The following is a 20,725-nucleotide window of genomic DNA, read 5'->3' on the forward strand; positions in this document are numbered from 1 at the left end:
CGCCTGGGTACGTCAAACCGGCGCCGGTTCTTCGGAATTGGGCGACGCCGACCTCCGGTACCCGCGCCCGCGCGGTCCGTCCACGTCACGGGCTGACAACTCCGGTCGCAACGCTAGCGACTGTCAGCATCTCCGTGCTTACCATGTGTGACCCCCACCGGTTGGGCTCGCGGCGACACGGCAGCACGGATCGCGATAGCGTCGCCCCGACCGAGAACCGACGACCGACCGAACGGTTCCGGACCTGTTCCGGAACCTCGAACGAGTTTGTGCCACCTTGGAGGTGAGGGTGTCCCAGATCGCAGGCGAACCCGGGAACCAGGACTTCGTGGAGGTCCGGCTGCCCGCTGCGGGTGCCTACCTGTCGGTGCTGCGTACGGCCACGGCCGGCCTCGCGGCGCGTTTGGACTTCACTCTCGACGAGATCGAGGACCTCCGCATCGCGGTCGACGAGGCCTGCGCGATCCTGCTCCAGCAGGCCGTGCCGGGATCCGTCCTCAGCTGCGTGTTCCGGCTGGTGGACGACTCCCTCGAAGTGACCGTGTCGGCCCCCACCACGGACGGCCGGGCACCGGAGCGCGACACCTTCGCGTGGACGGTGCTCGCCGCGCTGGCGGGCAAGGTCGAATCCACGGTCGCCGACGACCGGACGGTCAGCATCAGCCTCCACAAACAACGCGGCGCGGGACCCGGGCCGGCGTGAGCGACGGGAACGGGGACGGTGCTGTGCGGGACGATTCGATCCGACCAGGGACGGCGCACCCCAATGCCGTCCCCGAGCAACAGGCCCGGCCGCACCCGGTGGACGGGCAGGACGGGACGGGCGGTGCGGGCGAGCCCAGGATTGTCACGGCCGCGGCGGAACAGGCGGAGCGGGCGGGCCAGATGAGCGAGCACGGGCATCACGATCCCAACGACCGCAGCGGTGCGCGGGCGCTCTTCGTCGTCCTCCGGGAACTGCCGGACGGTTCGCCGGAGAAGGCCGAACTGCGCAACCGGCTGGTCCGGATGCATCTGCCGCTGGTGGAGCATCTGGCACGCCGGTTCCGCAACCGGGGCGAGCCGCTGGACGACCTCACGCAGGTCGCCACGATCGGCCTGATCAAGTCGGTGGACCGGTTCGATCCGGACCGGGGCGTGGAGTTCTCCACGTACGCGACACCGACCGTCGTCGGGGAGATCAAGCGCCATTTCCGGGACAAGGGCTGGGCGGTGCGGGTGCCGCGCCGCCTCCAGGAGCTGCGGCTCTCGCTGACCACGGCGACCGCCGAGCTCTCCCAGCAGCACGGCCGCTCGCCGACCGTGCACGAGTTGGCGGAGCGGCTCGGCATCTCCGAGGAGGAGGTGCTGGAGGGGCTGGAATCGGCCAATGCCTACAGCACCCTCTCGCTGGACGTGCCGGACACGGACGACGAGTCGCCGGCCGTCGCGGACACGCTCGGCTCGGAGGACGAGGCGCTGGAGGGCGTCGAGTACCGCGAGTCCCTGAAACCGCTGCTGGAGGGACTGCCGCCGCGCGAGAAGCGGATCCTGCTGCTGCGGTTCTTCGGCAACATGACCCAGTCGCAGATCGCACAGGAGGTCGGCATCTCCCAGATGCACGTCTCCCGGCTGCTGGCCCGCACGCTGGCGCAGCTGCGTGAGCGGCTGCTCGTGGAGGAGTGACGGTATGACGAAGGGCCTTGGAGACCGCGATGGTCTCCAAGGCCCTTCGTCGTGCCGGGGGCGCCGCTACCGGTCGTCGGAGGCCGGCAGCGGCCCCCGGGTGATGCCCAGCTCCCGGGTCGTCGCCGGGTTGAGGACCAGGACCAGTGCGGTGATCACGACGGCGGCGAGGACGATTCCGGTCGGGATCAGCGCGCCGTGGGACTTGAGCAGCGTGTAGGCGACGGGCACTCCCATGATCTGCGTGATGAGCGTGGGGCCCCGGCCCCAGCTGCGGCGCAGCAGCAGCCCGCGGGCACCCGCGAGCGGGATGAGGCCGAGCGCGATCAGGGTGGCTCCGCCCGTCACCGCCTGCGTGGGGCTCTCCGGCCGTCCGAACAGCCCCATCACCAGCAGGTAGATCCCGCCGGCGACGAGGGCCGCCCCTTCGAGGGCGGTGAGCGCGGCGAGGGCCTCGATGCGCCCCGGCTTCCCGGTCCGCTTCCCGGGCGCGGCCGAGGACGCGGGGGACGGGGAGGGGGTGTTCGCTTGAGTACTCACGTCAGCCAGGTTGGCATCCCCGCGCCCGGAAAGCGAAGCCGGGGGCCGGTGCGCCGCTTCCCGGGCACCTCCGGTCACGCCCGGTGACCACACGACGGACGGTCACGCTCAGTGAAGGCTCGGGGGAGGGACTGCGGGCCGGTACCGTCCGGTAGGTAGGCTGGCAGTCATGCGCGCTCTCCTCGTGGTCAATCCCGCCGCCACCACCACCAGTGCGCGGACGCGCGACGTGCTCATCCACGCTCTGGCGAGCGAGATGAAGATCGAGGCCGTGACCACGGAGTACCGGGGTCACGCCCGGGACCTGGGGCGCCGGGCCGCGGACTCCGGCTCCTTCGACCTGGTGGTCGCGCTCGGCGGCGACGGCACGGTGAACGAGGTCGTCAACGGACTGCTGGACCAGGGGCCCGACGACGGGCTGCCGAGTCTCGCGGTGGTTCCCGGCGGCTCGACCAACGTCTTCGCGCGCGCCCTGGGACTGCCCAACGACCCGGTGGAGGCGACCGGCGCGATCCTCCAGGCGCTGGCCGAGGACAGCTCACGGACGGTGGGACTGGGACGTGCGTTCGGTACGCCGGGCTCCGCCGACGAGGCGGTACCAGAACGCTGGTTCACCTTCTGCGCGGGTCTCGGCTTCGACGCCGGCGTGATCGGCCGGGTCGAACAGAAGCGCGAGGGCGGCAAGCGTTCGACCCACGCGCTGTACGTGCGCCAGGTGCTCCGGCAGTTCATCGACGAGCCGCACCGCCGCCAGGGCGTGATCACGCTGGAGGAGCCCGGCCGGGAGCCGGTGCACGAGCTCGCGCTGTCGATAATCTGCAACACCGCCCCCTGGACCTACCTGGGCAATCGCCCGATGTACGCCTCCCCGAAGGCGTCCTTCGACACCGGTCTGGACATCCTCGGCCTGAAGCGGCTCTCCACCACGCAGGTGGCCCGCTACGGCACCCAGCTGCTCACCTCCAGCCCCGACAGGGGCCCGCGCGGCAAGCACGTGGTTTCACGGCATGACCTCACGGACTTCACCTTGCATTCAAAGGTCCCACTCCCCTTCCAGATGGACGGCGACCACCTGGGGCTGCGTACGAGCGTGACGTTCACAGGCGTACGCCGTGCACTGCGTGTGATTGTGTGAGCGGAAGGACCCAAAGTCCTTTAACTCGAACGTTTGGGCTGGTTCCCACCCCTAAGAAGTACGGCTGTGACGGAGCCGACACCGAGGAATCAAAAAAAACTTTCCAGAAGGGGTTGTATCCGCCGCCGAGGTTTGCGAATCTCTACATGGCGATCGGGACGGCCCGCAGCATCGGCCTCCACTGAAAGCCAGAACCCCTCCCCACTGTGAGACCACGACCAGTTCGTCTGGGCGTAGGCCCTTCACCTGCGGGGGGATTCGTGAAAGCGTTCACATTCACAAGCAACAAGCATGTAATACCAAGGAGAGGTAGCAGCCATGGACTGGCGTCACAACGCCGTTTGTCGTGAGGAAGACCCCGAGCTGTTCTTCCCCATCGGCAACACCGGTCCTGCGCTGCTGCAGATCGAGGAAGCCAAGGCCGTCTGCCGTCGCTGCCCCGTCATGGAGCAGTGCCTGCAGTGGGCGCTCGAGTCCGGCCAGGACTCCGGCGTCTGGGGTGGCCTCAGCGAGGACGAGCGCCGCGCCATGAAGCGCCGTGCCGCTCGCAACCGGGCGCGCAACGCCAGCGCCTGATTCGAAGCCCCCGCGACAAGCCTCAGCCCGGCGGCGCGTACGCAGCGTACGCACAGCCCCGCCTTCGAGTCGCAGCGCGCAGTACCCCGAAGCGCAGAAGAACCTGCTTGAGCCGAAAGGCCCGGACCGTCACCACGGTCCGGGCCTTTCGGTGTTCCGGTGGGGATTCCCACCTCCGGTGGGGCTCCCGTCGGAGAGAGTTCTGCCGACGTGGGTACCGTCGGCGGGAGCCCTGTCGGCGGGAGCCCCTACCGGTCGCCCCTACCGGTCCGCGCTGACCGGGAGGTCGAGCAGCACCTGGGTGCCGCGCTCCGGCGCGGGCACCATGTCGAAGGTGCCGCCCAGTTCGCCCTCGACCAGGGTCCGTACGATCTGGAGGCCGAGGTTCCCGGCCTTCCTCGGGTCGAAGCCTTCGGGGAGGCCACAGCCGTCGTCCTGCACGGTGATGAGCAGCCGGCCCTCCTGGGAGGACCCGCCCCGCACCGCGGAGACCTCGACCGTGCCGCTGTCCCCTTCCTTGAACGCGTGTTCCAGTGCGTTCTGCAGGACTTCGGTCAGCACCATCGAGAGCGGAGTGGCCACGTCGGCGTCGAGGATGCCGAAGCGTCCGGTGCGCCGGCAGGTGACCTTGCCGGGCGAGATCTCGGCGACCATGGAGATGACCCGGTCGGCGATCTCGTCGAACTCGACGCGCTCGTCCAGATTCTGGGACAGCGTCTCATGGACGATGGCGATCGAACCCACGCGCCGCACCGCCTCGTTGAGCGCCTCGCGCCCCCGTACGGAGTCCATCCGGCGGGCCTGCAGGCGCAGCAGGGCGGCCACCGTCTGGAGGTTGTTCTTGACCCGGTGGTGGATCTCCCGGATGGTCGCGTCCTTGGTTATCAACTCGCGCTCGCGGCGGCGCAGTTCCGTGACGTCCCGGAGCAGCACCAGCGAGCCGATCCGGACGCCCTTGGGCTTGAGCGGGATCGCCCGGAACTGGATGACGCCGCTCGTGCACTCCACCTCGAACTCGCGGGGCGCGTAACCGCTCGCGACCTTGGCCAGGGCTTCGTCCACCGGCCCCCTGGAGGGGGCGAGTTCGGCGGTGGTCTGGCCGAGGTGGAGGCCGACGATGTCGGAGGCGAGGCCGAGGCGGTGGTAGGCGGAGAGGCCGTTGGGGCTGGCGTACTGGACGATCCCGTCGGCGTCGAGCCGGATGAGACCGTCGCCGACGCGCGGGGAGGCGTCCATGTCGACCTGCTGGCCGGGGAAGGGGAAGGCCCCGGTGGCGATCATCTGGGCGAGGTCGGCGGCGGACTGGAGGTAGGTGAGCTCCAGTCGGGAAGGAGTCCGCACGGTCAGCAGGTTGGTGTTGCGCGCGATGACGCCGAGGACCCGGCCCTCGCGGCGGACCGGGATGGACTCGACCCGTACCGGCACCTCCTCACGCCACTCCGGGTCGCCCTCGCGCACGATCCGGCCCTCGTCGAGAGCGGCGTCCAGCAGGGGACGGCGGCCGCGCGGCACCAGGTGGCCGACCATGTCGTCCTGGTAGGAGGTCGGGCCGGTGTTGGGGCGCATCTGCGCGACGGAGACGTACCGCGTCCCGTCCCGGGTGGGGACCCAGAGGACGAGGTCGGCGAAGGACAGGTCGGAGAGCAGCTGCCACTCCGAGACCAGCAGGTGGAGCCATTCGAGATCGGTGTCGCTCAGGGCTGTGTGCTGGCGGACGAGGTCGTTCATGGAGGGCACATGTGCGAGCGTACCCGTGGATACCGAGAGGTTCCGAACCGAGCGCCGCCCTCCTCGGCGGCGGAGAGCGCGGCGGGGAGAGGGCGCCCCGTGTACAGAAGGGCTCCGCGCCGCGAGAATCGGTACCGCGCCCGCAGAATCGATACCGCAGACGCATGGACACCGACAAATGGTCTAGTCCACAATACGGAGACAAGAACCTCCGCCCTCCCCGCACAGGAGGACGGACCGAGGCACCCGCGCTCTCTGCCCTGATCGCGCCCGTGCCTCGTACGGCCGGAGGCACCGCACACCGCCGGCCGAGCAGCTCCGGGCTGCGGTGCCGGGCGGGCCGAGGGTCCCTCCCGGTGCCGCGGCCCGCGGGTCGGCGCACGGCGCTCCGCGCCCGCCGCGGGCACACCGCGGACCCCGGGGGCCCGCGACCCGGATCCCCCCGCAGGACGCCGCGCCCGTCCCCCTCGGTGCCCGCACCGGAACCCGGCCGACTCCCCCGCCCACCCCTGCCTCCAGGGGCCTTCCGTCCGGGTCGCGCGCCCTGAACATCTGCGGACAATTGACACAAGCCACACCTGGCCGCACAGTGTCCCGCAACCGGAACCCCGGACGGTGATCAAAAGCGGAACGCACCTGTTCCAGAGGCGCCGAACTCTGTTAAATTTGGACCGGATTGGTCTATACCACATACGTCGTCACTGATCAGATCGGCAGGCACAGCGTGGAAGTTGTCATCGTCCCGGACGCAGCGGCAGGCGGCGAGCTCATCGCGGAGGCCATGGGCGCGCTGCTGAGCCGCAAGCCCTACGCCCTGCTCGGCGTCGCCACCGGCTCGACCCCGCTTCCGATCTACTGGTCGCTGGCCGAAAAGGTGCGCTCGGGCGCGGTGGACGCCTCCCGCGCCCGGATCTGCCAGCTGGACGAGTACGTCGGGCTCCCCGCCGGACACCCGGAGTCCTACCGTTCGGTCGTGCTGCGCGAGGTCGTGGAGCCGCTCGGCCTGACCGAGTCCTCCTTCATGGGCCCGGACGGCTCGGCCGAGGACGTGCAGGCCGCGTGCGAGGCGTACGACCGGGCGCTGACCGAAGCCGGCGGCGTCGACCTCCAACTGCTCGGCATCGGCACGGACGGGCACATCGGGTTCAACGAGCCCTGCTCCTCGCTCGCCTCGCGCACCCGGATCAAGACGCTGACCGAGCAGACGCGGGTGGACAACGCCCGTTTCTTCGACGACGACATCGACCAGGTGCCGCACCACGTCATCACCCAGGGCATCGGCACCATCCTGGAGTCGCGTCACGCGATCCTGCTGGCCACCGGCGAGGGCAAGGCGGACGCGGTCGCCCAGACCGTGGAGGGGCCGGTCGCCTCGGTGGTGCCCGCCTCGGCGCTCCAACTCCACCCGCACGCCACGGTCGTGGTGGACGAGGCCGCCGCTTCCAAGCTGAAGCTGGCCGACTACTTCCGGCACACCTTCGCCTCCAAGCCCTCCTGGCAGGGGATGTAGGACCGGCGGGAACACGCCGAAGAGGGGCCGGTCACCTGGTGACCGGCCCCTCTTCACGCGATGCGCGCCGTCACGCCCCGGTGAGGGCCTCCGCCGCGGCGATGCCGCAGACGCGGGCGGCGCCGTGCGTCTCCACGTACAGCCCGCCCCTCGGCGCGGAGTACGGCAGGCCCATCTCCACGACCACCGTGTCGGGGCGCGCCGCGAGCAGCGCGTCGACCGCCGCCGCCATCCAGGGGTGGCGGTGGGCGTCGCGTACGACCGCGACGACCCGGCGTTCCTCCGCGGCCCGCAGCACCTCGGCCACCGGGTCCGCGTCGTCGCGCCGGTAGGTCGCGGCGGTGGTGCCCGGCAGCAGACGGGTCAGCTCGGCGGCCACGCCCCACGGGGTCTCGCCGCCGACGGCGATGTTGGCCACCGGGGTGAAGGCGGCGACGTGGACCGGGGCGCCGAGCCGGGGCCCGTCGCCGGTCACGCGGACCGCCCGGCGGGCCGCGACGAGGCCGACGTTCGCGTCGTACCCGTCGGGCCGTCCGGTCGCGGTGCCGGGCGCGGTCCCCTCCTGCACTGCCGCGCCCGGCGCCGGGACCGCCCCCCTCGCACCGCGCGTCCAGGACGCGAGTGCCCGTACTCGTGCGGCGGCGTCGGCGAGCCGCTCCTCGGCCAGCTCCCCGCCGCGCACCGCGGCGACCAGCGCGTCGCGCAGCCGCTCCACCGTGGCGTCGTCCTCCAGCCCGCCGCCGACGCACAGGGCGTCGGCGCCGGCCGCGATCGCGAGGACCGAGCCGCGCTCGATCCCGTACGTCGCCGCGATGGCCTGCATCTCCACCGCGTCGGTGACGATGAGTCCCTCGTACCCGAGTTCGCCCCGGAGCAGACCGGTGAGGATCTGCGGGCTGAGCGTCGCGGGGCGGTCCGGGTCGAGCGCGGGGAGCAGGATGTGCGCGCTCATCACCGACTTCGACCCGGCGGCGATGGCGGCCTTGAAGGGCACCAGTTCGCGCGCGTGCAGGGTCTCCAGGTCGACGTCGATCCGGGGCAGCGCGTGGTGCGAGTCGACGGCGGTGTCGCCGTGGCCGGGGAAGTGCTTGGTGCAGGCGGCGACTCCGGCGGCCTGGATGCCCTCGACGTACGCGGCCGTGTGACGGGCCACCAGGGCGGGGTCGGCGCCGAAGGAGCGTACGCCGATGACCGGGTTGGCCGGGTTGGAGTTGACGTCGCCGGAGGGCGCCCAGTTGAGGTTGACGCCGCACTCGATGAGCCGGCGGCCCAGCTCGTGGGCGACCGCCCGGGTCAGCGCGGTGTCGTCCACCGAGCCGAGGGCGTGGTTGCCGGGGAAGGACGAACCGTCGCGCACCTCCAGGCGGGTGACGTCGCCGCCCTCCTCGTCGATGGCGACCAGCACGTCGTCGCGCTCGGCGCGCAGCTGGGCGGTGAGTGCCGCGAGCTGCTCGGGGTTGACGATGTTGCGGCCGAACAGGCCGACGGCGGTGAGTCCTTCGCCGACGCGGCGCAGCAGCCAGTCCGGCGCGGTGGTGCCGGTGAAGCCGGGCTGGAGGACGGCGAGCGCGTCGCGGGTGAGGGTGTCGTTGGTGGAGACGAGCGTGGTCATCTGCGTCGTCATCCCTTCACTGCGCCGGAGGTGAGCCCCGTGGCCATGTACTTCTGGACCAGGAGGAAGAAGGCCACCACCGGGATCGCGATCATCGTCGAGGCGGCCATCAGCGCGCCGTAGTCGATGCCGCGGGAGGTGGTGAAGTTCATCAGCCACACGTTGAGGGTGTACTTGTCGTTGTCCTGGAGGACGACGTAGGCGAGGAGGTACTCGTTCCATGCGGTGATCAGCGAGAAGATCGCCGCGGCGGCCAGCCCGGGGGCGAGCAGCGGGAAGGTGATCCGCCAGAAGGCGCCCATCCGGCTGCAGCCGTCCACCATCGCGGACTCCTCCAGTTCCTGGGGGATGTTGATCACGAAGCCGCGGATCATCCAGGTGGCGAAGGGCAGGGTGGAGACGAGGTAGATGACGATGACGCCCCAGTACTCGTTCAGCCCGCCGAGGTCGTTCAGCTGGATGTAGATGGGGATGAGCATCGCCGTCGGAGGCAGCAGCTGCACGACGAGCAGCACGATCATGAAGAACTTGCGCCCGCGGAACTGGAAGCGGCCGATGGCGAAGGCGGCGATCGTGGCGAGGAGCATGCCGACGAGGACGGCGACGCCGCAGACGATGAGGCTGGACTCGATCGCCGTGCCGAAGTTCGGCTGGTCGATGGCGCGGGAGAAGTTGTCGAAGGTGATCGACGTCGGCCACAGCGTCTGGTCGTAGCTGCGGATCTCCGCGTTGGGGCGCAGCGAGCTGATGACCAGCCAGTAGACCGGGAAGGCCATCAGGACGAAGGCGATCAGGCCCAGGACGTTGTAGAGGAGACGGTTCTTCTTGCGGTCCGGGCGGTAAACCTGGGGGGTGGAGGTGCTCACTCGACCTCTCCGATCTTGAGCAGCTGGCGCAGGTAGTACACGGCGACGCCGGACAGCAGCAGGACCGTGATGAGCGAGATCGCCGCGCCCTGGCTGAACGAGTTGGACTCGAAGGCCTTCTCGAACGAGTAGATGCCGAGGACGGAGTACTCGGGCTCGGGCTTGTTGCCGCGCATCAGGAAGATCTGGCCGAAGACGTTGAAGTCCCAGAGCACGGAGAGCGTGGCGACCATCTGGAAGACCGGCTTGATGACGGGCCAGGTGACGTAACGGAAGATGCCGGCCACGGTGGCGCCGTCGAGCGAGGCCGCCTCCTCCAGTTCCTTGGGGACCTGGGTGAGCGCCGCGTAGAGCGTGACGGAGACGAAGGGGATGGCTCCCCAGACGACGACCGCACCGATGATGACGAAGCCCTGCTTGGGGTCGATGAACCAGTTGTGGCCCTGCGCGTCGATCCCGAGGTACTTGGTCAGCACCATGTTGAGGACGCCGTAGTCGGAGTCGGCGAACCAGCGGAAGATCGAGGTGGCGACCAGCAGCGGCATGGACCAGGCGGCGACCAGTGCCGCGGTCAGCAGCAGGCGCACCCAGGTCGACATACGCTGCATGATCATGGAGAGTCCGAGGCCGCCGGCCATGGTGACGGCGACGCAGACGACCATGAAGATGATGGTCCGCCAGACGACGTCCCAGAACTCGCCGTCGCCCAGGATGCTGGTGAACTGGTCGAATCCCACCCAGGGGGCGGCCGATCCGGACCACAGTTCACGGCGGCCCACGTCCTGGAAGGACATGATGACCGTCTTGATGAAGGGCCAGACGAAGACGGCGGCGATGGCGATGAACGCCGGGGCTATCAGGAGGTACGGCAGCAGAGCGCCGGCCTTCCGCGGTTTACGGGTCACGCTCTTCGAGGGCTGGGGTTTCGCGCCCTCGGGGGCCCGCGGGACGGACACCGGCGGGTCGGCTGCTTTCATGTCGGCGGCACTCACTGTGCGGGCCTTCCGTTCGGACCAGATACCGGAGCAACGGGAATGGTGGCCTCCTTCTTCAGAAGCCACCACCCCCGCGGACGATCGGGCGGGGGCGGTGAGGAAGGCTCACCGCCGCCGCTTCATGAGCCGGGGCTCAGGACTCCTTGTTGATCAGGGAGTCGATCTCCTCGTCGGCCGCCTTGGTGGCATCGGCGACCGACTTGCCCTTGATGATGTCGAGCAGCATGATCTCGAGGGTTTCCTTCTTCTCGACCGCGGTCCAGCCGGGGGCGATCGGAGTGAACCAGGCGTCCGGAACGGCGTTGGCGATGGCCGCGGTCTCGGGCTTGGCCTTCAGGGGCTCAAGCTGCTTGGTGTTGTTGGGAAGGATGTTCTTCGAGGCCAGGACCTCTTCGGACTTCTCGCTGGTGAAGAGCGAGATCCACTCCTCGCCGAGGTCCTGGATCTTGGACTTGGAGATGGTGGCGAGGTCGGATCCGCCGATGAAGGAGGGCAGGGCCTTGCCGTTCGGGCCGGGCATGCCCGCGGTGCCGATCTTGTCCTTCAGCTTCGGGTTGCCGTTGGCGGCGGAGTCGGTGACGCTGCCGGCCTCCCAGCCGTTGCCGTAGAGGAGGGCGGTCTTCTCGTTGGCCATGACGTTGGCGTGGTCCGCCTCGTCCTTGGTCTTGTCGCCGTGGTTGTACTTGTTGACCAGGTCGACGAAGTCCTGGATGCCCTTCTGGGCCTCCGGGGTGGAAAGGGTGGCCTTCCACTCCTTGCTGCCCTCGTCGTACTTGGCGATCTGACCGCCCTCGGCGGCGACGTAGGACATCGCGGCGTACCAGTAACGGCCCGGCAGGTAGAGCGGCGAGAACGCCTTGTCCTTGCCGTACTTCGCGCCGACCTTGTCGAGCGCGGCGGTCAGCTCGTCCTGGGTGGCGGGCAGGACGTCCGAGCCGGTCCCGGCCTTGAACATGTCCTTGTTGTAGATCGCCACGCGGGCACCGGCGTAGTAGGGCACGCAGTACTGCTTGCCCTCGAAGGCGCAGGTGTCCTTCAGGCCCTTGATCCAGGTGTCCGAGTTCTCGTACTTCTTCGGGTCGATCTCGCCGAGCGCCCCGTTGAGGATGTACGTCATGGTCTCGGTGTTGCCGAGCTCGACCACGTCCGGGAACTTGTCACCGGCCAGCGCGGCGTCGAGCTTCTTGGTCTTGTCCGCCCAGGTCTGGTACTGGACATTGACCTTGACGTTCGGGTACTTGGCCGCGAACTGCTTGTTGACGTCGGCGACCAGCTCGGGCCAGGTGCTCTGGGCGTCCGACATCAGCCAGACGGTGAGGGTTTCCTTACGGTCCTTGGGGTCCTGCGACGACGCCTTGTCGTCGTCCGAGCCACATGCCGCGATCGAGATCATCATGCCCGCGACACCAATGGCCGCGATGAGCTTGCGCTTCACGTCAAACCCTCCTCAGGGATGCTGCAACCCCGCCCACCGCGAAGACATTCGACGAGTACTGCTGGGGCTGGACCTGGTCTTAAATGGTTTAGACCAGCAACGGGAGCTTGGCCTAGACCTTTAGGGGTGTCAAGGGTGTATAAGAAGTGCACTCGCGTCCGTTATAGGACCGACACCTAGGGGCTTTTGATCGAAAGCGCCCACACCTGGATCGCCCATGGGACGGCGGGCCGACGACACGGTCCGAAGGGGAGGTCGACGCCCCCTCGGCCGGGCCGTGCCACCATGTGAGCCGCGAAGTACGGAGGAGCCGGTGACGGCAGCACAGCAATCGGGGAGAGCGATCATGAGCGCCGGCGAGGGCAGCCCAGCGGGCGGTGCGGGGGCGGGGGCGCGCACCGCGCGCGTACCGAAGTACTACCGGCTCAAGCGCCACCTCCTCGACATGACGGACACCATGCCGCCCGGCACACCGGTACCCCCGGAGCGCACCCTCGCGGCCGAGTTCGACACCTCCCGCACCACGGTGCGCCAGGCGCTCCAGGAGCTGGTCGTCGAGGGCCGGCTCGAACGCATCCAGGGCAAGGGCACCTTCGTCGCCAAGCCGAAGGTCTCCCAGGCGCTCCAACTGACCTCGTACACCGAGGACATGCGGGCACAGGGCCTCGAACCCACGTCCCAGCTGCTGGACATCGGCTACGTGACCGCGGACCAGGCGCTGGCCGGACTGCTGGACATCACGGCCGGCGGGCGGGTGCTGCGCATCGAGCGGCTGCGGCTCGCCAGCGGAGAGCCGATGGCCATCGAGACCACACACCTCTCGGCCAAACGCTTTCCCGCGCTGCGCCGTTCACTCGTGAAGTACACCTCGCTCTACACCGCGCTGGCGGAGGTGTACGACGTCCGGCTCGCGGAGGCCGAGGAGACGATCGAGACCTCGCTCGCCACCCCGCGCGAGGCCGGGCTGCTCGGCACCGACGTGGGCCTGCCCATGCTCATGCTCTCCCGGCACTCCCTCGACGGGCGGGGCGAGCCGGTGGAGTGGGTGCGCTCGGTCTACCGGGGCGACCGGTACAAGTTCGTGGCCCGGCTCAAGCGACCGCTCGACTGATCGGATCCGGCCGCGCTCGGCCGCCCGTACCGATTCATACCGCACGCACTTCTCGTACCGCCCATCGCGCCCACATCGCCCGCGTATGGCGTCGCGAAAAAAATATGGCGATCATTTCCAGCCAAGCATGAACCACATCCGCTTTCTCTCCGTGCCGTTGACGGAAACAGTCCCGTCGCCGGGAAGTCATACGGCCGGTGCGCCCGGCCGGGGCACCGGCCGGACCCACCGGTGGCCAGCGAGGAACGGAGTCACTCCATGCCAGAAGTGCCAGAACCCACCCCACCCCCGACGGTGACACCGGCGCGGGTGGTCATCGCGATATGTCTGGCAGCCCCGTTCGTGGCGCTGCTCTGGGTCGGTTCGTACGCCAAGGTCGACCCGACCTTCATCGGTATCCCGTTCTTCTACTGGTACCAAATGCTCTGGGTGGTCGTCTCGACCGGTCTGACCATGCTCGCGTACACGCTGTGGAAGCGTGACCAGCGCTCCCGCAAGGGAGGTGTCTCCGCATGAAGGACGGCGTGAACGGAGTCGCCCTCGGCGTCTTCATCTTCTTCTTCCTGGCGGTCACCGTGGTCGGCTTCATGGCCGCCCGCTGGCGCCGTGCCGACAACGAGCTGAGCCTGGACGAATGGGGCCTGGGCGGCCGGTCGTTCGGCACCTGGGTGACCTGGTTCCTGCTCGGCGGCGACCTGTACACCGCGTACACCTTCGTCGCCGTCCCGGCGGCGATCTACGGCGCGGGGGCCTCGGGCTTCTTCGCCGTTCCGTACACGATCCTGGTGTACCCGCTGATCTTCACCTTCCTGCCGCGGCTCTGGTCCGTGTCGCACAAGCACGGGTACGTCACCACATCCGACTTCGTCCGGGGCCGCTTCGGCTCGAAGGGCCTGTCGCTGGCGGTCGCGCTCACCGGCATCCTCGCCACGATGCCCTACATCGCCCTTCAGCTCGTCGGCATCCAGGCCGTGCTGGACGTCATGGGAGTCGGCGGCGGCGAGGACACCAACTGGTTCGTCAAGGACCTCCCGCTGCTGATCGCGTTCGCGGTACTCGCCGCGTACACCTACTCCTCGGGCCTGCGCGCGCCCGCGCTGATCGCGTTCGTCAAGGACGGGCTGATCTACCTGGTCATCGCGGTGGCGATCATCTACATCCCGATCAAGCTGGGCGGCTTCGACGACATCTTCGCCGGGGCGGGCGCGAAGTTCTCCGCGGCCAACGAGGCGGCGGGCAAGCCGGTGGCCGGGGTGGTACCCGGGGTGAACGGCCAATGGGGTTACGCCACGCTGGCGTTGGGCTCGGCGCTGGCGCTCTTCATGTACCCGCACTCGATCACGGCGACGCTCTCCAGCCGCAGCCGTGAGGTGATCCGCCGCAACACCACCATCCTGCCGCTGTACTCGCTGATGCTCGGGCTGCTGGCCCTGCTCGGCTTCATGGCCATCGCGGCCGGGGTCAAGGTGAGCAACGGGCAGCTGGCCATCCCGCAGCTCTTCGAGAACATGTTCCCGGACTGGTTCGCCGGAGTGGCCTTCGCCGCCATCGGGATCGGCGCACTGGTGCCCGCGGCCATCATGTCCATCGCCGCCGCGAACCTCTTCACCCGGAACATCTACAAGGAGTTCCTGAAACCGGACGCGACGCCCGCGCAGGAGACCAAGGTCTCCAAGCTGGTCTCGCTCCTGGTGAAGGTCGGCGCACTGGTCTTCGTGCTCACCATGGACAAGACGGTGGCCATCAACTTCCAGCTGCTGGGCGGGATCTGGATCCTCCAGACGATGCCGTCGCTGGTCGGTGGCCTCTTCACCCGGTGGTTCCACCGCTGGGCGCTCATCGCGGGCTGGGCGGTCGGCATGCTGTACGGCACCCTCGCCGCGTACGGTGTGGCCTCCCCGACCCAGAAGCACTTCGGCGGCTCTTCGAAGGAGATCCCGGGCATCGGCGAGATCGGCTACATCGGCCTCACCGCGTTCGTGCTGAACGTCGTGGTGGTGGTCGTGGTGACCTTCGTCCTCAACGCGCTCAAGGCCCCGGCGGGCATCGACGAGACCTCGCCGGAGGACTACACCGCGGACGTCGGCGACAAGGGCGTGCAGGCGGAGCTGCCGCCGGCCGTCGTGGGGGCGCCGGGCGGCCACTGACGCGGTCGCTGCCGTGCCGGACCATCGCACGGCGGTGACCCGCTTCGGCGAACCGTCCACCGGGCCGTCGCGTCCTCCCTCCGTGGGAGGGGCGGCGGCCCGGTGGCGTACCCGCCCCGCGACCGGACCGCCGGCCCCGTACGGAAGGATGTGCTCATGACATCTCGCACCCGGCTGCGCGGCCTGTGGCCCGCTCTGCTGGTCCTCACCCTCACCGGCTGCGGCACCGAGCACGTCGGCGCGGGCGGCGCGTCCCCCGCCGCGGACGTACCCGAACACGCCGAACTGGAGGCGAGGGCGACGGCCCTCCAGACCCGGGCCGACCACGTGTACGTCACCGAGGTGACCGGCTACACCCTGGCGACGCAGTCGGTGGGCGTGCTCGGCGACGACGGCTTCGGCAGCTCCTACACGGACAGGAACGGCCACGTGATCCAACTCGGCGTGGAGCGCGCCGACTACTCCCCCGCCGACTGCGGGGAGCAGGAGCCGGCCGACGGCTCGCCCGACTACACCGTCTGCGAACGCGAGGGCGAGGGCTGGTACCGCGCGACCGCCCTCGGCCACGCGTACGCCCGCACCGAGGGGGACGTCTCCGTGACGGTCAGCGCCGAACTCACCGCCGTGGACCGCGCCACCCTGCGCGAGGCGGCCGAAGCGGCCCACCGTGCGGACGACGCCGAGCTCGACAGAATCCTCCCGTCCCTCGGCCAGGCCCCCGGCTCGCAGCCGATCCAGCGCGGCGACCTCCCGCCGGAGGGCGACGGAGCCCCGAACAACGGCGTGGGCGCGAGCGGTTGAGTCCTTTCCCGGACCGGCCTGTCCGGCCGCCCCGGGCGGCGCGCAGAATGACCGTCATGGACCTGACGATCAGAAGGGCCGAGCCGGAGGAGTACGAGCTCCTCGGCGAGATCACGGCCCAGGCTTACCTCGCGGACGGGCTGTTGGGCGGAGGCGAGGACGACCCCTACCTGGCCAGGCTCCGGGACGTGCCGGGCCGGGCCGCCGTGGCGGAGGTGCTGGTCGCCGTGGACGACACCGGCACGGTGCTCGGCGGAGTCACCTACGCCCCGCCCGGCAGCCCCATGTGCGACGTCGCGGCCCCGGACGAGGCGGAGTTCCGCATGCTGGCGGTGGGCAGGGCGGGGCGGGGCCGAGGAGCCGGAGAGGCGCTCGTACGGGCCTGCGCGGCGCGGGCCCGCGCCACCGCGGGCGTCACCGCTCTCGCCCTGTCGACCCAGCCCGCCATGGCCGGGGCGCACCGGATCTACCACCGGCTCGGCTTCGCGCGCACCCCGGAACGCGACTGGCGGCCGGTGCCGGACCTGACGCTGCTCACCTATCGACTGGACCTGGAAGCGGGCTCGGACGCCTGAACCCGGTGGGCCGGCCCCGGGCCCCGGCCCGGGCCTCGCGTCAGGCCCGGCGCGCGTGCCGCGGGAGCGCGGCGGACCCGGCCGGGTGCGTGACCGGGCCGGGGTGCCCGCCGGGGAAGTCCAGGGACTCCGAGCGTGCTGCGGGAGATGCCTGGCGGGTCGTGGGCCACGACGGCGTGCCCGGCGGCCGGACCGTGGCCAGGACCCCGGGGAAGGAGCGGGTTCTCCCTTGTCCCGCGCGCCCTCCGCGCCCGCTCCGGCATGGGAACACCGCGCCGCACCGCCACAACATGTGGGGCGTTCTCGCCCCCCGGCCACCACATGTATGCTCGTCTCGCTGTCGTCGCAGGGGAATCCGGTGCGAATCCGGAACTGTCCCGCAACGGTGTGAACCGCGCGTTTCGCGCACCTTCGAGTCCGGCTACCTGCCGACAGCGCGTCCGGCTCACCCGAACCGGACGCCCGTACGTCCGGGCCTCGCGGTTGGGCCGGTGGACGCCGTGTGCGGTGCTGCCCGTCTCCAGGTGGCGCGCCCCGCGGCCCTCCCCTCCCCCCGCCGGTCCAGAGCCGAGCGAGGGAGAGCACCACCGTGACCATCGCGCCCGCCGATCCGGCGTCCGTGCCCGCAGCCAGCGCAGCGACCGAGCCCGTCGACGGCCCCGGGGCCGCGCTGTTGCGCACCCTGACCGCCCTCACCGCGGACCTGCCGGACACCGACCCGGGGAAGGTCGCCGCCGCCGCGCTGCGGGGCCGCAGCGCGCACGCCGACGAGGCCGAACTGCTGACCCTGGCCACCGAGTCGGCCGCCGGCCTGATCGCGGAGGACCCCGCCTACTCGCGGCTCGCCGCCCGGCTGCTCACCCGTACCATCGCCGCCGAGGCGGCCGGCGAGGGCGCGGTGTCGTTCGCCGCGTCGGTCGCCGTCGGCCATCGCGAGGGCCTGATCGCGGACCGTACGGCCGCGTTCGTGGCGCTGCACGCCGAGCGGCTGGACGCGTTGGTCGACCAGGCGCTCGCGGACGGTGCCGACGACCGGTTCGGCTACTTCGGGCTGCGTACCCTCTACAGCCGCTACCTGCTGCGCCACCCGCTCACCCGCCAGGTGGTGGAGGTCCCGCAGCACTTCATGCTGCGGGTCGCGGCCGGGCTCGCCGAGGACGACTCGGCCCGCGCGGTGGACGAGGTCGCGGCGCTCTACAGGCTGATGAGCCGGCTCGACTACCTGCCGTCCTCCCCCACGCTCTTCAACTCGGGCACCCGCCACCCGCAGATGTCCTCCTGCTATCTGCTGGACTCCCCGCTGGACGAGCTGGACTCGATCTACGGCCGCTACCACGAGGTGGCGCGGCTCTCGAAGCACGCGGGCGGCATCGGCCTGTCGTTCTCGCGCGTCCGCTCGCGCGGTTCGCTGATCCGGGGCACCAACGGGCTCTCCAACGGCATCGTGCCCTTCATGAAGACGCTGGACGCCTCCGTCGCGGCCGTCAACCAGGGCGGCCGGCGCAAGGGTGCCGCCGCGGTCTACCTGGAGACCTGGCACGCGGACATCGAGGAGTTCCTGGAGCTGCGCGACAACACCGGCGAGGACCAGCGGCGTACGCACAACCTGAACCTGGCGCACTGGATCCCGGACGAGTTCATGCGCCGGGTCGACGCCGACTCCTCCTGGTCGCTCTTCTCGCCCGCCGACGTCCCCGAGCTGGTCGACCTGTGGGGCGACGCCTTCGACACCGCCTACCGGGCCGCCGAGGCGAAGGGCCTGGCCCGCCGGACGATCCCCGCCCGCGAGCTGTACGGCCGGATGATGCGCACCCTGGCGCAGACCGGCCAGGGCTGGATGACGTTCAAGGACGCGTCCAACCGCACCGCGAACCAGACCGCCGAGCCGGGCCGGGTCGTGCACTCCTCGAACCTCTGCACGGAGATCCTGGAGGTCACCGATGACGGCGAGACCGCCGTCTGCAACCTCGGCTCGGTCAACCTGGGCGCCTTCGTGGCGGACGGGACGATCGACTGGGAGCGGCTGGACGCCACCGTGCGCACGGCCGTGACCTTCCTGGACCGGGTCGTCGACATCAACTTCTACCCGACCGGGCAGTCCGGCCGGTCCAACGCCCGCTGGCGGCCGGTGGGTCTGGGCGCGATGGGCCTCCAGGACGTCTTCTTCCAGCTGCGGCTGCCGTTCGACTCGGCCGAGGCCCGCGAGCTCTCCACCCGCATCTCGGAGCGGATCATGCTCGCCGCGTACGAGGCCTCCTGCGACCTCGCCGAGAAGTCCGGGCCGCTGCCCGCGTGGAGCGAGACCCGTGCCGCGCGCGGGGTGCTGCACCCGGACCACTACGACACGGCGCCGGCCTGGCCGGAGCGGTGGGACGCGCTGCGCGCCCGGATCGCGAAGACCGGGATGCGCAACTCGCTGCTGCTCGCCATCGCGCCGACCGCCACCATCGCCTCGATCGCCGGAGTGTACGAGTGCATCGAGCCGCAGGTGTCCAACCTCTTCAAGCGCGAGACGCTCAGCGGTGAGTTCCTCCAGGTCAACGCGTACCTCGTGGACGAGCTGAAGCGGCTCGGTGTGTGGGACGCGCGCACCCGTGACGCGCTGCGCGACGCGAGCGGCTCGGTGCAGGGCTTCGGCTGGATCCCTGCGGACGTCCGCGCGCTGTACCGCACCGCGTGGGAGGTCCCGCAACGCGGTCTGATCGACATGGCGGCGGCCCGTACGCCGTACCTCGACCAGAGCCAGTCGCTGAACCTGTTCCTGGAGACGCCGACCATCGGGAAGCTCTCCTCGATGTACGCGTACGCCTGGAAGCAGGGGCTGAAGACGACGTACTACCTGCGTTCGCGCCCGGCGACCCGGATCGCCCGCGCCGCCTCCGGCACCGCGAAGGCCGCCGCCCCCGCCCCCGCACCCGTCCCCGTGCAGCAGGCGTACTCCGACGCGGAGGCCCTCGCCTGCTCCCTCGAAAACCCCGAGTCCTGCGAGGCCTGCCAGTAATGAGCACCACCGACCCCGGCAACGAGAAGAACCTGCTCGACCCGGGCTTCGAGCTGACCCTGCGTCCCATGCGCTACCCGGACTTCTACGAGCGCTACCGGGACGCGATCAAGAACACCTGGACCGTGGAGGAGGTCGATCTCCACTCCGACGTGGCCGACCTCGCCAAGCTGTCGCCGGGCGAGCAGCACATGATCGGCAGGCTGGTGGCGTTCTTCGCCACGGGCGACTCGATCGTCTCCAACAACCTCGTGCTGACGCTGTACAAGCACATCAACTCCCCCGAGGCGCGGCTGTACCTGTCGCGGCAGCTGTTCGAGGAGGCCGTGCACGTCCAGTTCTACCTGACGCTGCTCGACACCTATCTGCCCGATCCGGACGACCGTGCCGCCGCGTTCGACGCGGTGGAGGAGATCCCGTCGATCCGCGAGAAGGCGCAGTTCTGCTTCCGCTGGATGGACTCGGTCGAGAAGATCGAGCGGCTGGAGACCAGGGCCGACCGGCGCCGGTTCCTGCTGAACCTGATCTGCTTCGCGGCCTGCATCGAGGGGCTGTTCTTCTACGGCGCGTTCGCGTACGTCTACTGGTTCCGCTCGCGCGGTCTGCTGCACGGTCTCGCCACGGGCACCAACTGGGTGTTCCGGGACGAGACGATGCACATGAACTTCGCCTTCGAGGTCGTGGACACCGTCCGCAAGGAGGAGCCGGACCTCTTCGACGACGAGCTCCAGCAGCAGGTCACCGACATGCTGAAGGAGGCCGTGGAGGCGGAGCTCCAGTTCGGCCGTGACCTGTGCGGCGAGGGCCTGCCGGGCATGAACACCGAGTCGATGCGGCAGTACCTGGAGTGCGTCGCCGACCAGCGGCTCACCCGGCTGGGCTTCCCGGCGCTGTACGGCTCCGAGAACCCGTTCTCGTTCATGGAGCTCCAGGGCGTGCAGGAGCTGACGAACTTCTTCGAGCGCCGCCCGTCCGCGTACCAGGTCGCGGTGGAGGGCACGGTCGGCTTCGACGACGACTTCTGAAAG

Annotated in this window: 18 protein-coding genes and 1 riboswitch; of the genes, 12 read left to right on the plus strand and 6 right to left on the minus strand. The window is 70.0% G+C overall.

All coding sequences use genetic code 11. The features are described from left to right. The first annotated feature begins 289 nt into the window (after window positions 1–289). On the plus strand, window positions 290–703 hold the full coding sequence (locus ACFZAX_RS20985; protein ID WP_266708962.1) for an anti-sigma regulatory factor: 414 nt from the start codon (window positions 290–292) through the stop codon (window positions 701–703). A gap of 23 nt (window positions 704–726) precedes the next feature. Continuing rightward, window positions 727–1,665, plus strand: coding sequence for a SigB/SigF/SigG family RNA polymerase sigma factor (locus ACFZAX_RS20990; protein ID WP_390963351.1), 939 nt, complete (start codon window positions 727–729; stop codon window positions 1,663–1,665). Window positions 1,666–1,731: 66 nt separating this feature from the next. On the opposite strand, the gene ACFZAX_RS20995 is transcribed toward ACFZAX_RS20990, so the two are convergent. After that, on the minus strand, window positions 1,732–2,205 hold the full coding sequence (locus ACFZAX_RS20995; RefSeq protein WP_390963352.1) for a hypothetical protein: 474 nt from the start codon (window positions 2,203–2,205) through the stop codon (window positions 1,732–1,734). Between the two features lie 169 nt (window positions 2,206–2,374). On the opposite strand from ACFZAX_RS20995, the gene ACFZAX_RS21000 reads away from it, so the two are divergent. Together ACFZAX_RS21000 and ACFZAX_RS21005 are read left to right on the plus strand one after the other, a co-directional pair. Then, entirely contained in the window at window positions 2,375–3,340 is a 966-nt protein-coding gene (locus ACFZAX_RS21000; RefSeq protein ID WP_390963353.1) for a diacylglycerol kinase family protein, read from the plus strand. Window positions 3,341–3,658: 318 nt separating this feature from the next. Continuing rightward, entirely contained in the window at window positions 3,659–3,916 is a 258-nt protein-coding gene (locus ACFZAX_RS21005) for a WhiB family transcriptional regulator (protein WP_003953983.1), read from the plus strand. Window positions 3,917–4,177: 261 nt separating this feature from the next. Here the strand turns inward: ACFZAX_RS21005 and ACFZAX_RS21010 are convergent, their stop codons facing one another. Continuing rightward, entirely contained in the window at window positions 4,178–5,644 is a 1,467-nt protein-coding gene (locus ACFZAX_RS21010) for a histidine kinase N-terminal domain-containing protein (RefSeq protein WP_390963621.1), read from the minus strand. A 724-nt stretch (window positions 5,645–6,368) separates the two neighbouring features. Here ACFZAX_RS21010 and nagB point away from each other — a divergent pair. After that, window positions 6,369–7,154, plus strand: a complete 786-nt coding sequence (gene nagB / locus ACFZAX_RS21015) for a glucosamine-6-phosphate deaminase (protein WP_390963623.1) — start codon at window positions 6,369–6,371, stop codon at window positions 7,152–7,154. A 70-nt stretch (window positions 7,155–7,224) separates the two neighbouring features. Here the strand turns inward: nagB and ACFZAX_RS21020 are convergent, their stop codons facing one another. The 4 genes from ACFZAX_RS21020 to ACFZAX_RS21035 form a co-directional block, all read right to left on the minus strand. Continuing rightward, the gene (locus ACFZAX_RS21020) at window positions 7,225–8,766 is read right to left on the minus strand and encodes a glycoside hydrolase family 3 N-terminal domain-containing protein (RefSeq protein ID WP_390963624.1); all 1,542 of its coding nucleotides are present in this window, start codon (window positions 8,764–8,766) and stop codon (window positions 7,225–7,227) included. Window positions 8,767–8,774: 8 nt separating this feature from the next. Next, a complete protein-coding gene (locus tag ACFZAX_RS21025) occupies window positions 8,775–9,632 on the minus strand; it encodes an ABC transporter permease subunit (protein ID WP_390963354.1) in 858 nt (285 codons plus the stop codon). Beyond that, a complete protein-coding gene (locus tag ACFZAX_RS21030; protein ID WP_390963355.1) occupies window positions 9,629–10,624 on the minus strand; it encodes an ABC transporter permease subunit in 996 nt (331 codons plus the stop codon). The genes ACFZAX_RS21025 and ACFZAX_RS21030 overlap by 4 nt, the downstream gene beginning before the upstream one ends. A 136-nt stretch (window positions 10,625–10,760) precedes the next feature. After that, window positions 10,761–12,062 (minus strand): sugar ABC transporter substrate-binding protein, encoded by a 1,302-nt coding sequence (locus ACFZAX_RS21035; RefSeq protein WP_390963356.1) that lies wholly within the window; start codon window positions 12,060–12,062, stop codon window positions 10,761–10,763. A gap of 346 nt (window positions 12,063–12,408) precedes the next feature. On the opposite strand from ACFZAX_RS21035, the gene ACFZAX_RS21040 reads away from it, so the two are divergent. The 7 genes from ACFZAX_RS21040 (at window position 12,409) to ACFZAX_RS21070 (ending at window position 20,722) form a co-directional block, all read left to right on the plus strand. Further along, a complete protein-coding gene (locus tag ACFZAX_RS21040) occupies window positions 12,409–13,173 on the plus strand; it encodes a UTRA domain-containing protein (RefSeq protein WP_390963358.1) in 765 nt (254 codons plus the stop codon). A 258-nt stretch (window positions 13,174–13,431) separates the two neighbouring features. Beyond that, window positions 13,432–13,689 (plus strand): DUF3311 domain-containing protein, encoded by a 258-nt coding sequence (locus ACFZAX_RS21045; RefSeq protein ID WP_390963359.1) that lies wholly within the window; start codon window positions 13,432–13,434, stop codon window positions 13,687–13,689. Continuing rightward, window positions 13,686–15,320: a monocarboxylate uptake permease MctP gene (gene mctP / locus ACFZAX_RS21050; protein WP_390963360.1), complete on the plus strand. Its 1,635-nt coding sequence runs from the start codon at window positions 13,686–13,688 to the stop codon at window positions 15,318–15,320. Before ACFZAX_RS21045 ends, mctP begins: the two co-directional genes overlap by 4 nt. Before the next feature lie 156 nt (window positions 15,321–15,476). Then, entirely contained in the window at window positions 15,477–16,121 is a 645-nt protein-coding gene (locus tag ACFZAX_RS21055; protein ID WP_390963361.1) for a hypothetical protein, read from the plus strand. Between the two features lie 56 nt (window positions 16,122–16,177). Beyond that, complete coding sequence (locus ACFZAX_RS21060; RefSeq protein ID WP_390963362.1) at window positions 16,178–16,696, plus strand: GNAT family N-acetyltransferase; 519 nt, start codon at window positions 16,178–16,180, stop codon at window positions 16,694–16,696. A gap of 308 nt (window positions 16,697–17,004) precedes the next feature. Then, a riboswitch (cobalamin riboswitch) is annotated at window positions 17,005–17,144 on the plus strand. Window positions 17,145–17,285: 141 nt separating this feature from the next. Continuing rightward, on the plus strand, window positions 17,286–19,697 hold the full coding sequence (locus ACFZAX_RS21065) for a ribonucleoside-diphosphate reductase subunit alpha (RefSeq protein WP_390963363.1): 2,412 nt from the start codon (window positions 17,286–17,288) through the stop codon (window positions 19,695–19,697). Continuing rightward, entirely contained in the window at window positions 19,697–20,722 is a 1,026-nt protein-coding gene (locus ACFZAX_RS21070; protein WP_390963364.1) for a ribonucleotide-diphosphate reductase subunit beta, read from the plus strand. The genes ACFZAX_RS21065 and ACFZAX_RS21070 overlap by 1 nt, the downstream gene beginning before the upstream one ends. Window positions 20,723–20,725 lie beyond the last annotated feature (3 nt).

Source organism: Streptomyces sp. NPDC008125 (assembly GCF_042957125.1).
Taxonomy (GTDB): domain Bacteria; phylum Actinomycetota; class Actinomycetes; order Streptomycetales; family Streptomycetaceae; genus Streptomyces.